The sequence below is a fragment of the Immundisolibacter sp. genome (genome assembly GCF_028696615.1).
Lineage (GTDB): Bacteria > Pseudomonadota > Gammaproteobacteria > Immundisolibacterales > Immundisolibacteraceae > Immundisolibacter.
Genome location: NZ_JAQVGQ010000067.1, coordinates 1 through 11,916, shown reverse-complemented (window position 1 = coordinate 11,916; position 11,916 = coordinate 1). Strand labels below are relative to the sequence as shown.

General features: G+C 69.9%; 14 protein-coding genes. 5 read left to right on the top strand and 9 right to left on the bottom strand.

The features are described 5' to 3' along the window. Nucleotides 1-195: 195 nt before the first annotated feature. A complete protein-coding gene (locus PHC73_RS06355) occupies nucleotides 196-879 on the top strand; it encodes a Fe2+-dependent dioxygenase (RefSeq protein WP_300125828.1) in 684 nt (227 codons plus the stop codon). Between the two features lie 94 nt (nucleotides 880-973). Here PHC73_RS06355 and PHC73_RS06350 read toward each other — a convergent pair whose 3' ends face one another. The 5 genes from PHC73_RS06350 to PHC73_RS06330 all read right to left on the bottom strand — a co-directional run bounded on the left by PHC73_RS06350 (nucleotide 974) and on the right by PHC73_RS06330 (nucleotide 5,167). Continuing rightward, nucleotides 974-1,564, bottom strand: a complete 591-nt coding sequence (locus PHC73_RS06350; protein WP_300125826.1) for an ABC-type transport auxiliary lipoprotein family protein — start codon at nucleotides 1,562-1,564, stop codon at nucleotides 974-976. Further along, nucleotides 1,561-2,487 carry an MlaD family protein gene (locus tag PHC73_RS06345; RefSeq protein WP_300125824.1) on the bottom strand — a complete coding sequence of 309 codons (927 nt, stop codon included), beginning with the start codon at nucleotides 2,485-2,487 and terminating at the stop codon, nucleotides 1,561-1,563. Before PHC73_RS06345 ends, PHC73_RS06350 begins: the two co-directional genes overlap by 4 nt. Continuing rightward, on the bottom strand, nucleotides 2,472-3,248 hold the full coding sequence (locus PHC73_RS06340; RefSeq protein ID WP_300125822.1) for an ATP-binding cassette domain-containing protein: 777 nt from the start codon (nucleotides 3,246-3,248) through the stop codon (nucleotides 2,472-2,474). Before PHC73_RS06340 ends, PHC73_RS06345 begins: the two co-directional genes overlap by 16 nt. Next, nucleotides 3,245-4,336, bottom strand: coding sequence for an MlaE family lipid ABC transporter permease subunit (locus PHC73_RS06335; protein WP_300125819.1), 1,092 nt, complete (start codon nucleotides 4,334-4,336; stop codon nucleotides 3,245-3,247). The genes PHC73_RS06340 and PHC73_RS06335 overlap by 4 nt, the downstream gene beginning before the upstream one ends. 105 nt (nucleotides 4,337-4,441) lie before the next feature. Next, on the bottom strand, nucleotides 4,442-5,167 hold the full coding sequence (locus tag PHC73_RS06330) for a lipid-binding SYLF domain-containing protein (protein WP_300125816.1): 726 nt from the start codon (nucleotides 5,165-5,167) through the stop codon (nucleotides 4,442-4,444). Nucleotides 5,168-5,284: 117 nt separating this feature from the next. Between PHC73_RS06330 and PHC73_RS06325 the strand changes: the two genes are divergently transcribed. After that, nucleotides 5,285-6,292: an NAD(P)-dependent alcohol dehydrogenase gene (locus PHC73_RS06325; RefSeq protein ID WP_300125814.1), complete on the top strand. Its 1,008-nt coding sequence runs from the start codon at nucleotides 5,285-5,287 to the stop codon at nucleotides 6,290-6,292. A gap of 90 nt (nucleotides 6,293-6,382) precedes the next feature. Beyond that, nucleotides 6,383-7,333 (top strand): SH3 domain-containing protein, encoded by a 951-nt coding sequence (locus PHC73_RS06320; RefSeq protein WP_300125812.1) that lies wholly within the window; start codon nucleotides 6,383-6,385, stop codon nucleotides 7,331-7,333. Between the two features lie 102 nt (nucleotides 7,334-7,435). Here PHC73_RS06320 and PHC73_RS06315 read toward each other — a convergent pair whose 3' ends face one another. Beyond that, entirely contained in the window at nucleotides 7,436-7,897 is a 462-nt protein-coding gene (locus tag PHC73_RS06315) for a cupin domain-containing protein (RefSeq protein WP_300125810.1), read from the bottom strand. Next, a complete protein-coding gene (locus PHC73_RS06310) occupies nucleotides 7,894-9,102 on the bottom strand; it encodes a RuBisCO large subunit C-terminal-like domain-containing protein (RefSeq protein ID WP_300125807.1) in 1,209 nt (402 codons plus the stop codon). Before PHC73_RS06310 ends, PHC73_RS06315 begins: the two co-directional genes overlap by 4 nt. A 223-nt stretch (nucleotides 9,103-9,325) precedes the next feature. Here PHC73_RS06310 and PHC73_RS06305 point away from each other — a divergent pair, with 223 nt between their 5' ends. Beyond that, on the top strand, nucleotides 9,326-9,931 hold the full coding sequence (locus PHC73_RS06305; RefSeq protein ID WP_300125804.1) for an HNH endonuclease: 606 nt from the start codon (nucleotides 9,326-9,328) through the stop codon (nucleotides 9,929-9,931). A 311-nt stretch (nucleotides 9,932-10,242) separates the two neighbouring features. Next, on the top strand, nucleotides 10,243-10,710 hold the full coding sequence (locus PHC73_RS06300; protein WP_300125802.1) for a universal stress protein: 468 nt from the start codon (nucleotides 10,243-10,245) through the stop codon (nucleotides 10,708-10,710). Nucleotides 10,711-10,927: 217 nt separating this feature from the next. On the opposite strand, the gene PHC73_RS06295 is transcribed toward PHC73_RS06300, so the two are convergent. Together PHC73_RS06295 and PHC73_RS13940 are read right to left on the bottom strand one after the other, a co-directional pair. Beyond that, nucleotides 10,928-11,857, bottom strand: a complete 930-nt coding sequence (locus PHC73_RS06295) for a 2-dehydropantoate 2-reductase (protein WP_300125800.1) — start codon at nucleotides 11,855-11,857, stop codon at nucleotides 10,928-10,930. A gap of 3 nt (nucleotides 11,858-11,860) precedes the next feature. Further along, on the bottom strand, nucleotides 11,861-11,916 hold a 56-nt coding region (locus tag PHC73_RS13940), incomplete at its 5' end, for a DUF3470 domain-containing protein (RefSeq protein WP_366949817.1).

Genomic DNA, 11,916 nt, shown 5'->3' with positions numbered 1-11,916 from the left:
CAGAACCTGACCGACAAGCGCTATTACGATGCGATCTACGAGAACGGCGCCCACGTCATCCCCGGCATCGGGCGCACCGTGCAGCTGGTGACCGAGATCAGGTACTGACGCCGGCGCCGGGGCGGGCGGGCGCGCACCCCGCCCCGGCACCTTCACAATGACGCCCCACCGCCCGCAACGCCCGCCGGAGGCGCCATGCTGCTGCACATTCCAAAGATCCTTGACGACCAACGCCTGGCCGAGTGCCGTCGGCTGCTGGCCGGCGCGCAGTGGGTGGACGGGCGCGTCACCGCCGGCAGCCAGTCGAGCCAGGTCAAGCACAACCAGCAACTGCCGGAGGACGCCCCGGCCGCCGCCCAGGCCCGCGCGCTGGTGCTGCAGGCGCTCAGCGCCAATCCACTGTTTTTCACCGCCGCGCTGCCCAAGCGCATCTACCCGCCACTGTTCAACCGCTACGCGGGCACCGCAAACGCCTTCGGCGACCACATCGACAACGCCATCCGCACCCACCCGGCCAGCGCCCGGCACGTGCGCACGGACGTGTCGGCCACGCTGTTCCTGAGCGATCCGCACGACTACGACGGCGGCGAGCTGGTGATCGAGGACAGCTTCGGCACGCAGCGCGTCAAGCTGCCGGCTGGTGATCTGGTGCTGTACCCGGCGTCGAGCGTGCATCGCGTGGAGCCGGTCACGCGCGGCGAACGGGTGGCGTCATTCATGTGGATCGAGAGCATGGTGCGCGAGACCGAGCGGCGGCGCATCCTCTACGAGCTCGACATGGCCATCCTGGCGCTGCGCGATGACGACCAGGACAGCCCGGCCGTGGTGCGCCTGACTGGCTGCTACCACAACCTGCTGCGCATGTGGGCGGATGTGTAGCGCAACCGCGGCGCAGGGTTCCTGAAGAAATGCGCATCCTGCGCATTTCTTGCGTCGTCCGGCCGGCCTGAGCGCTTGAAAAATTCACAAGCGCTCAGCCGCCGGCCGTGCGCCGGCAAAACGCCGCCACCTCCCCCACCGCCCGCTCGAGCAGCGCATTGGCCGCCACCACGCCGCCGGCGGCATCGTCGCTGGCGGCGGCCTGCTCCAGGCGCAGCGTGTCGCTGCCCAGCAGCCGGCGCGCGCGCACGTCCACCAGCTGCACGCGCAGCACCAGGCGCACGCGGCTCGGCTGGGCCGTGAAGTCCTGTTCGAGCTGCACCAGGTCGGTGAGCAGGCGGTAATCGGGCCGCACCCCGCTGCCGGCACCGACCAGGCCCGCGCCAGCCGCGGCCAGGCCATCCGCCAGTGCCTGCTCGACCAGCCGCGCCGGGCGATCCACCCAACGCTGGTGGGCGAAGTAGCGCAGCTCGTGCGCGCTGCGCCGATACGCCATGGCGGGACTGGTGTAGCCGGGCGCCGCCGTGACCGCGGCGAGCTGCAGCGTGCGTGCGGCCGGCAACGGCGGCGGCACCGCCACCGGCGCGCGCAGCGCCAGCGTGTGGGTCACATCGGCCGGCGGCCGCGACACCGGCAGCGAGCAGCCGGCCAGCAGCAGGCTCACAACGATCGGCAGGCGTTTCATTCTTCCCCCGGGCCGGGTTCGCGCCGCGGCGGTCCCAGCAGCAGCATTTGCGGATTGGCGTTCAGGCGCGCGCCGAGATCGCCGAGGCTGCCGGCGGCGGTGCCCAGCTCGTCCACCAGGCGCTCGACCTGCGGCAGCAGCACGCCGGCGGTGTATTCGAGCTGCCGGCGACTGTCGCGGGCGGTGCTGCCGACCTCCTCGCCGCTGCGCTGCAGCGTGGCGAGCAGCCGGTCGGTGCGGTCCAGCAGCGCCTCGACGCGCGGCGCCAGCCGCGGCAGCGCCTCGCTGGCCTTGGCGCCGGCGGCCGCCATGCGCTCGATGTCGGCCACGGCGCCGTTCAGGCGCTGGCTTTGCGCGGCCAGCGTGCCGGTGATCTGCTGGGTATTGGCCAGGATGGCACCGATGGCGCGCGCGTTGTCGTCGTTCAGGATGACCAGCAGACGCTGGCTGGCCTGATCGAGCGTATTCATGGCCAGGCGCAGGGCGGTGTCGAGCCGGTTCATCAAGGATGGCTGCATCTCGATCACCGGGTAGCGGCTGCCGGGCGTCTGCCGCAGCGGCGGGGCCTGCCGGCTGCCGCCGGTGAGCTCCCCCGAGCCCAGGCCGGTCAGACCCTGCATGGCGATGGTGGCCACGGTGTCGGTCTTGATCGGCGCCTCGGCGCGGATGCGCAGCGTCAGGCGCACGCGCGTCGGATCCTGCGGGTCGAGTTCGATGGCCGCCACGCGCCCGACCTCGACGCCGCGGTAGGTGACCGCCGAGGACGGACTGAGCGCCGCCACCGACTCGCTGGTGTAGGCGTAATAGAGGCGAAACTCGCCGCGTTCGCGGCCGGAACCCAGCCACAGCCCGAGCACGACCAGCGCCGCCCCCAGCAGCAGCACGAACGCCCCGACCGCGGCGTAGCCTACGCGGGCCTGCATGTGGCACCTCCAAAATCGCGCGGCGCGGCCGCGAAATAGGCGCGGATCTCCGGCTCGTCCGAGGCCGCCAGCTGCGCCACCGGCGCCACCGCCAGCAGCGCGCCGCGGCCGAGAAACGCCACCCGGTCACTGACGCGGGCGATCGAGTCCAGATCGTGCGTCACCATCACCACCGTCAGTCCCAGCAATTGGCGCAGGTCCTTCAGCAACTCGTCGAGCCCGGCCGAGGTGACCGGATCGAGCCCCGCCGAGGGCTCGTCCAAAAACAGCAGCTCCGGGTCCAGCGCCAGCGCCCGCGCCAGCGCGGCGCGCTTGATCATGCCGCCGCTGAGCTCGCCCGGAAACTTGAACGCCGCATCGGCCGGCAGGCCGGCCAGACCGATCCGCAGCATGGCCAGCTCGCGCCGGCTGGCGGCATCGAGCCCGGTGTACTCGGCCAGCGGCAGACAGACGTTGTCCAGCACGCTGAGCCCGGTGAACAGCGCGCCGTGCTGGAACAGGATGCCGATGCGCCGGCGCAGCGCCCGCAGACCGGCCGGACCGAGCGTGGCGGCGTCCTGGCCCAGCACCGTGAGCCGGCCGGCCGCCGGCGCCTGCAGCAGGCTCAGCGTGCGCAGCAGCACCGTCTTGCCCGAGCCGCTGCCGCCGACCAGCGCCAGCACCTCGCCGCGCTGCACGGTGAGTGCGAGATCACGGTGCAGCACGCGCGTGCCGGCCAGCGTGGCCAGGCCCTGCGCCTGGATGGCCAGCTCCGCGCTCACAGCCCCAGCACCTGAAACACCACCGAGAACGCGGCGTCGGCGATGATCACCAGGAAAATGCTCTGCACCACGCTGGTGGTGGTCTCGCGGCCAATGCTCTCGGCGCTGTAGCCGACCTGAAACCCGCGGTGACAGGCCACGGCGGCCACGATGAGCGCAAACACCGGCGCCTTGATGAGGCCGACCCAGAACGTACTCGGCGAGAACGTGTTCGGAAGACGACGCAGAAAATCGACATAGCCCACCCCGTACAGGCCATCGGCCACCACCATGCCGCCCAGGATGCCCATCATCGAGGCATACAGCGTCAGCAGCGGCAATGCCACGGTCAGCCCCAGCAGCTTCGGCACCACCAGCATCTCCATGGGCGCGATGCCGATGCTGCGCAGCGCGTCGAGTTCCTCGGTGATGCGCATGGTGCCGATCTCGGCCGTGTAGGCCGAGCCGGTGCGCCCGGCCACGATGATGGCCGCCAGCAGCGGACCCATCTCGCGCAGCATGGTGACGCCCACCAGGTTCACCACCAGCACGTTGGCGCCGAAGGCCTTCAGCGGCTCACCGGCCTGGTAGGTCACCACCACGCCCATCAGGAACGCCAGCAGGCCCAGAATCGGCAGCGCACTGACGCCGGCGGCGTCGATCTCCTGCACCAGGCGCGTCCAGCGCAGGCGCCGGCGCTGTTCGGCCACCAGCCGGCCGACGAAATCGAGAAACCGCTGCACCTCGGTGACGTGCGCCACCACGCCGCGGCCGAGCCGCTCCAGCCAGCCGGGTGCAGCCGCCGGTTCGGCATCGCCCTTGGGCAGGCGCGCCCGCACCAGTTCCAGCAGCGCGGCGTGCGCCGACGCCAGGCCGCGCAGGTCCAGGCGCACACCGGCGCGCGCCGCGGCCTCGGTCAGCCGGTGCAGCGCCCACGCGCCGGCGGTGTCGAGACCGTCGATACCACCGGCGTCGAGCGTCCAGTCGCCCGCATGCTGCCAGTCGCGCCACTGCGCCTGCACCGCATCCAGGCTACATACCGTCCAGTCACCCGCGGCGTGCAGGGTGCGGTTGGCCGGGTCTGGCACCAGTGTGGCCGGCGACGGCATGACGGCTCAGGGTTTGTGAAGAAATGCGCATCCCGCGCATTTCTTGCGTCGCCCGTCCGGTACACGCCCGGACGGGCTTGCGGGGCTTACAAAAGTCACAAGCTCTCAGCGATGCGGCGGCGGCGCGTATTCGGCCAGCGTCTTGCGGAACTGCTGCGCCGCCGGCGGGGTGACGAACACGCGGTTCTCGAACACGTCCCAGGACGACACGTGGCCGCCGTAGGCGGCGGCGTTGGCGTCGTCGTCCGGCTGCAGCACGGCGCCTTCCAGCGCCACGCCGGCGAACAGCCCGCGGCTGCGCGAGTAGGAATAGATCTCCGCCTTGAGCTGCGCATCGGTAGCGGCCGATGCCTGCCGGCCGACCGGGCCGGCGGCGATGGCGGCATCGGCACCCAGCGTGATCTTGCCGGAGGCGAGGTTCTCCACGCCGCGGCGGGTCTTGAACACCAGGATGATGTCGGTCGACTGGGCGCCGATCTGCCAGCCAATGCTGCCGCCCGCCAGGGTCACGAACGCCGGGTTGCTCCAGCCGCCGTCCTGCCGCACGGCGATGACACCCTTGCCCCAGCGGCCACCGACCACGAAACCGGCCTTGATCACGCCGGGAATCACCGCGATGCCGTAGGCATCGGCCAGCAACTCGGGCGGGATGGCGTTTTCGGGAATCTCGCTGATCTGGTGCAGCACATCGGCCGCGTCGCGCAGGCGCGCCTCCTCGGCCGGTCCGGCGCTGGCATGCCCTGCCCACAGCAGCGGCAGACAAAAAATCAGCGCGGACAGTTTTAAAAAACGGCGGTTCATTCGATCACCCTGCGCGGCGGCAGCCAACATGCGTGCCGTCTGCAATGATGGCACAGCCCCGCCGGGGCGCCGAAGCGCAGCACCTATAATCGGCGCTTACCCGACGCTCGTTCGGTCACCGGCTTCAACCCAGCAGGAGTGCGCACAATGAAGGCTATCGAGATTTCCGAGTTCGGCGTGGACAAACTGGCCATCGTCGAGCGCCCGGACCCGCAACCCGGCCCGGGGCAGGTGCTGGTGCGTGTGCGCGCCGTGTCGCTGAACTTCCGTGATCTGATGACCGTGCAGGGCCAGTACAACCCGCGCCAGAAGCTGCCGCTCATCCCGTTGTCCGACGGCGCCGGTGAGGTAGTGGCGGTCGGTGCCGGCGTGCAGCGCTTCAAGGTCGGCGACCGGGTGGTGGCGATCTTTGCGCAGAAATGGCTGGGCGGCGAGGCGACGCCGGCCGCACGCGGCTCGACGCTGGGCGGCCCGGGCGACGGCATGGGTGCCGAACTGGTCGCGCTCGACGAGGACGGCCTGCTGCCGATTCCCGAGCACCTGTCCTTCGAGCAGGCGGCCACGCTGCCCTGCGCCGGCGTGACGGCCTGGAATGCCGTGGTCGTGCAGGGCCAGGTCAAACCCGGCGACACGGTGCTGGCGCTCGGCACCGGCGGGGTGTCGCTGTTCGCGCTGCAGTTCGCCAAGGCGGCCGGCGCCAAGGTCATCATCACCTCGAGCAGCGACGAGAAGCTCGCCCGCGCCAAGGCGCTCGGCGCCGACCACGGTATCAATTACGCCAGCCAGCCGGACTGGGACAAGGCGGTCATGGCGCTCACCAACAAGGCCGGCGTCGATCAGGTGGTGGAGGTCGGCGGCGCCGGCACGATTGGCAAGTCCATCAACGCGGCGCGCCTGGGCGGCACCATCACCATCATCGGCGTGCTGGCCGGCAACGCCACCGAGGTCGACCTGCGCCCGGTGCTGATGAAGGGCCTGCGCTTGCACGGCGTGTTCGTCGGCCCGCGCGAGATGTTCGAGGCCATGAACCGCGCCATCACCAGCCACGGCATCGAGCCGGTCATCGACCGCGTGTTCGAGCGCGCCGAGATTCGCGACGCCTTCGCGCACATGGCGGCGGGCCGGCACTTCGGCAAGATCGTCGTTCGAATGTGACACGGTTCGCAACACGGGCGCCGTAGATTCGGCCAGAGTGCCGGGCTGCCTGGACACCATCCGATTCAAACAACCCAAGGGAGTGATCTGATGACCAAGAACAAGTTGGCGTCCACCCTCGCCGGCCTGGCAGCCCTGTCGGTCGCCGGCTGCGCGTCGACGCAGACCCAGCTCGGTGGCGGCGGCACGATGGTTACCGGCTCCGCCGGTGCCGCCGGCGCGCAAGGTTCGGCCCCGCAACTGACCCGCTGCGCCTCGCCGATTGGTACCGCAGCGCTGGTCGAACAGGACAACCCGATGCTGGCCCAGGTTGGCCTCAGCAGCCCGATTCCGCTGCTGCGCATCATGATGGCCCAGAGCAACTGTTTCCAGGTGGTTGACCGTGGCCAGGCCAGCCAGGCCCTGCAACGCGAGCGCGCCATGGCCTCCGCGGGCGAATTGCAAAGCGGCAGCAACATGGGCGCTGGCCAAATGAAGGCGGCCGACTTCCTGATCACGCCGAACGTGGTGTTCAAGGACGCCAACGCCGGCGGCGGCGGCGCAGGCCTGGGCTCGCTCATCCCGGGCATCGGTGGCGCCATCGCGGGCGGCATCCGCTGGACCAACATGGAATCGCAGGTCACGCTGTTCCTGACCAACGTGCGCACCGGCGTACAGGAAGCCGCCGCGGAGGGCAGCGCCAGCAAACGTGACATCGGCTTCGGCGGATTGGGCTTCGGCGGTATCGTTGGCGCGGCGGGCGGGTCCTATGCCAGTACGGACATCGGCAAGATCGTAGCGGCAGCCCTACTTGATGCCCACAACAAGCTGGTCGCACAAGTGCAGGCCACACAACCTGCCGCGACGCGACCTTCCGCGTCTAACTACGTGACACTGTCCGACGTCAACATGCGCTCCGGTCCATCCACCCAATCGCCGATCGTCATGTTGGTGCCCAAAGGCACCCCGGTGGCACCCAATGGCGAGAAACAGGGCGCCTGGTGGGGTGTGGACGTGAACGGCCGCAGCGGCTGGGTCCACAGCGACTTCATCACGCGCTGATCGCGACGCGGGCCGCAATGCCCGCGCTTGCCCAACAAAAAGCCCGCTGGCGAACCCGGCGGGCTTTTTGTTCCCCGACCGATGTTCGACCGGATAGTGCGTTCACACGCGCAGCAGTCGCGCCAACTCAGGGACCTCGCGCAGGCGCGCGAGCTCCTCGTCGCTCGGCAGCACCGGCCGGTCGCGCTGGCGGCTGACCACGCACAAAAAGCCGAGCACCTCGCCGGCGTCGGCGTGGAACTGGTGAAAACACTGCGGCGCCACGTACACGCAATCGCCGGCCGCCACCGCCTCGACCCGCTCGCCCAGGATCACCGAACCGCGCCCGCGCACAATCACCACCGCGTGCGGATGCTCATGGCGCTCGAGCGTGGAATAGCCGCCCGGCTGCAGCTCGAAATAACGCACCTCGAAATCCAGCGCCGCCTCGCCGGGCCCATCACCCAGCAGCGTGCGGCGCGTGATGTCGCGGTGCGGGCTGCCGTCGTTCTTGTAGACGCGCAGCGGCACCGCCGGCCAGGTGAAACCCTCGCCACGCAGCACGTGCGAAAAGTCGCCGCTCACGACGCCGCCTCCACCGCCCGGCGCAGCGCCGCGGCAGCGGCCACCAGATCGCCCTGCGCATACAGGCTGCCGCCGATCAGCAGCAGCGTATCCGGCCCATAGCGCCGCGCCCAGTGACCGGCCGAGGCCACGTTCATGCCGCCGGCCGGCGCCGGCAGGCTGGCGCGCAGCGCGCCGAGTGGCCGACGCAGGTGCCGGTTGATGCGTGCACAGGTGGCGGCCGAAAAATCGAAGCGCCCGCCGGCGTTGGGGTAGATGACGGCGTCCGCACCCGCCAGGCGGAACAGGTCACCCAGCACCAGTTCCGGCGCCATGCCGGCCGTGCGCCCGAACAGGCTGCCGGTCAGCGCCGGGTGGGCGAGCGTGGCCAGTCCGTACTGGTCGCGGATCAGGCGCAGCGTGTCGATCCCCACCAGCCAGGGACTGATCAGCACGCCGCGGCAACCGGCCGCCTTGGCCGCCTCGAGCCGCCGCGGCAGCTGCGCGGCGGGGGCCGTCACGTTCGGGAAGTACAGCGCCCGCGTGCCGGCCGCCGCATTGGCGCTGGCAACCGCCTCCTGGCAGCGCGCCAGGCGCTCGGCAAACGGCGCCGCCGGCTGATCGGCCAGGCCGTGATCGTCCTTGATGATGTCGATGCCGCCGCGGGCAAACGCCGCGCCGAGCCGCGCCAGATCGGCCGCCGACAGGCCCATCGGTTTCAGCGCCGTGCACAGCAATGCCCTGCCGTGCACGCCGGTCAGCTCGCGCAGGCCCGCGATGCCGTGTCCCGGACCACCGAGACCCGCCACCAGCGCCGCCGGCCAGTCGATGCCGACGATGCGGATGCCGGGTTTGAGCGAAATATTGCCGAACAGCAGGTTCAGGCACTGCGGCAGATCGTCGCCGATAGCCTGCAGGCTGTAGGAGATGTCGACCTGCGCCCGGCGCGGGCCGGTCTGGCGCACGGTCTCGACCCGCCCGGCCATGCGCTCGGCCAGCGCCGGATCCAGCAGCGCCTGCGGCAACTCCACGGTCTGCTCGAGGCCGATCAGCGCTGCCTTGCGGGCGGCATCCTCACCCACCGCCAGCGTCAGCGCATACCGCACACCCAGGCGACCGTCACCGCGCAAGTCCGCCGCGGTGGTGGCGGCGTGGGCGCTTCCCGGGTCCGCCTGCGGGCGCGACCGGGCCGCGGAATCGACGCGCCGGCTGGGAATGGCAGACATGCGAACTCGACCGAAGGGCGGGCCGGGCATTTTATCGCAGCGACCGGCAGCGCCGTCCCACCGTGGCCGGCGCTTGCCGGCGCGCGCAATACCGGTTACACAATCGCGGTCCATACTCTCGTCTATTGATTCGCCGGTGCTTGCGGGGCGCAGCCACGGCGCCGGCGCTTGTCGAGGGAAATGGTCGCTTGTTGCGTCGGCCCGGGCGCCGGCGGGGACACCCATGACACACTCACTTGCCCAACAGGTCCTGCGCACCGACGTGTCCGGAATGCCACTCGAATGGGTGGACTACCAGACCGCGGTGCGGCTCTACCATTTCGGCCAGGTGGCCTACACCTGCGGCTCGCTGCTGTACCGGGTGCGTGGCGGCACCAACGCCGCCAGCGGGCGGCGCACGGTGATCGACGTGAACTCCATCATCGCCACCACCGGCGACCAATCCGCGCTGCGCCACAGCCGCGAAACCTACTCACCACCCCTCAACAACCCGGCGCTGTTCAAGCGCGATGCGCACACCTGCCTGTACTGCGGGCAACCGTTCCTGGCACGGGATCTGTCGCGCGATCACGTGCGCCCGCTGAGCGCCGGCGGCGCCGACAGCTGGGCCAACGTGGTCACCGCCTGCAAACGCTGCAACAACCACAAGGCCAACCGCACCCCAGAGCAGGCCGGCATGCAGCTGCTGGCGATCCCGTTCGTGCCCACGCACGCCGAGTACGTATACCTGCGCGGGCGGCGCATCCTGGCCGACCAGATGGAATTCCTGCTGGCGCATTTCCCGCGCTCGAGCCCGCTGCAGGCACGCCTGCGCGCGCAGCTGTGCTGACGCTGGCGCCGCCGGGCGCGGCGTGTTGACGGCGCTCAATCGACCGCGCCCGCCTGTCCAGTCGCCCGTTACCGCACCCCGTCGTCTGCCCCATAATCGCCATCCCGGTCCGATCTCAAGACCGAGAACACTTGGGGGAGATGCTTAAAAATTCCGTCCATGGAATTTTTAAGCTCGCTGCAGCGCGGTGCATGCCCGCGCTGCGCCCCCTGAATCAATGGCTTACGCCACTGATTCAGGTTGGGGCGTCCTGCCCCGATTGGTAAGCGCTGATAAAATCAGCGCTTACCAATCGACAAAGGGGGAAAACCATGAAGCACGTCACGCTCAAACGCATCCTGGTGCCGCTCGACTTTTCCGATCCGGCGCGCAGCGCGCTCGCCTATGCGGCCGGACTCGGCCAGACCTTCGGCGCCGAGCTGGTGCTGCTGTACGTGGCCGAACCGCCGCCGTTCGCGCCGGATCTGAGCGACTCGCACGGCTACGAGGAAAAAGTGGCTGCTCACGCGCGCGAGCAGCTCGCCGCCGTGACGCAGGAATATCTCGACCAGGGCGTCAAAACCCGCGCCGTGGTGCGCTTTGGCCGCCCAGCCCAAGAAATCGTCGCCGCCGCGCGCGACGAGAAGGCCGATCTCATCATCATGGCCACGCACGGCCGCTCGGGCCTGAAGCACCTGGTCGGCAGCGTCACCGAAAAAGTGGTGCGCCTGGCCACCTGCCCGGTGCTGGTCACCCATTTCGGCCGCGACGAGCAGCCGCTGCTGGAAAACAACGACTGACGCCCGATACGCGCGCCGCGCCCGGCACAGCCGGGCGGCGGCTCAGAGTTTGCGAAGAAATGCGCGGCCTGCGCATGTCTTGCGTCGCCCGTCCGGTACACGCCCGCGCAGCGCTCAACGAATCAAGGACTTGCGCTCTTGATTCGTGCCGGGGCATCCTACGCCGGCGGGAGCAACTGAATAAATAATCAGTTCCCTTGAAAAAAACCACACCCTGTCAGTCGGCGCTGCCGTACTTGCCGAGCAGCACATGGTGCAGCGTGGCGGTGACCGGTACTTCGATGCCGAGCAGCGCCGCCCGGCGCAGTACGGCGCCGGTGATGCCGTCCAGTTCCAGCGGCTTGCCGCGCTCGGCATCGGCCTGCATGGACGGCTTGATCGGCGTGATGCCCTTGATCCACTGGAACACGGCTTCCAGCTCGTGCGGGGTGAATTCCACCTCGTCGGCCGCCGCCGCGGCGCCGGCCTCGCGCATCAGGTTGCGCATCACCCAGGCCAGATCGGGGTCGTTCGCCATGCGCTGGGTGTCGAGGAAGGTCACCGCCGCCAGCGGGTTGCAGCCGTTGTTGAGCACCAGCTTGCGCCACAGCTCGCGGCGGATGTCGTCGCTCGCATAAACCGTCACGCCGGCCGCGCGCAGGCGCTCGATCATGTCGCAGGCGTCCGCGCCGCAGCCGGTCGGGTAGTCGCCGATCACCGCTTCCAGCGCGCCGCGGACTTCCACTTCGCCCGGTGCGGTGATGTGCGCGAAGAACTTGCGCATGAGGCCACCGAGCACCGGCCGGCCGAACACGTCTGCCAGGATCGGCTCGTTGTCGACGCCATTCTGCAGCGAGCCCACCCGGCACTGCGCGCCGACGTGGGGCTTCAGACGCTCGGCAAGCCGCCGCGTGTGCTGGCTCTTGCAGGCGAACAGCAGCCAGTCGCAGTCGGCGAGCGAAGCCAGCGCCGCCTCGTCGGCGGTGTCGATCACCGGCAGACGGTGCGTTTCACGCGCACCGTTGAAGTCGAGGATCAGGCCATCTGCAGCCAGCCGCGACGCGTGTTCGCCGCGCGCCAGCAGCAGCACCTCGGCTTGACCGGCCGCCGCCAGACGCGCACCGACCAGACAGCCGATGCCACCGGCGCCGGCAATGGCGACACGCACGCCCTACTCTTCCAGCAGCTTGCGCTTGTCGGGCACGCCGGCCCAGCGGTCGGCGTCCG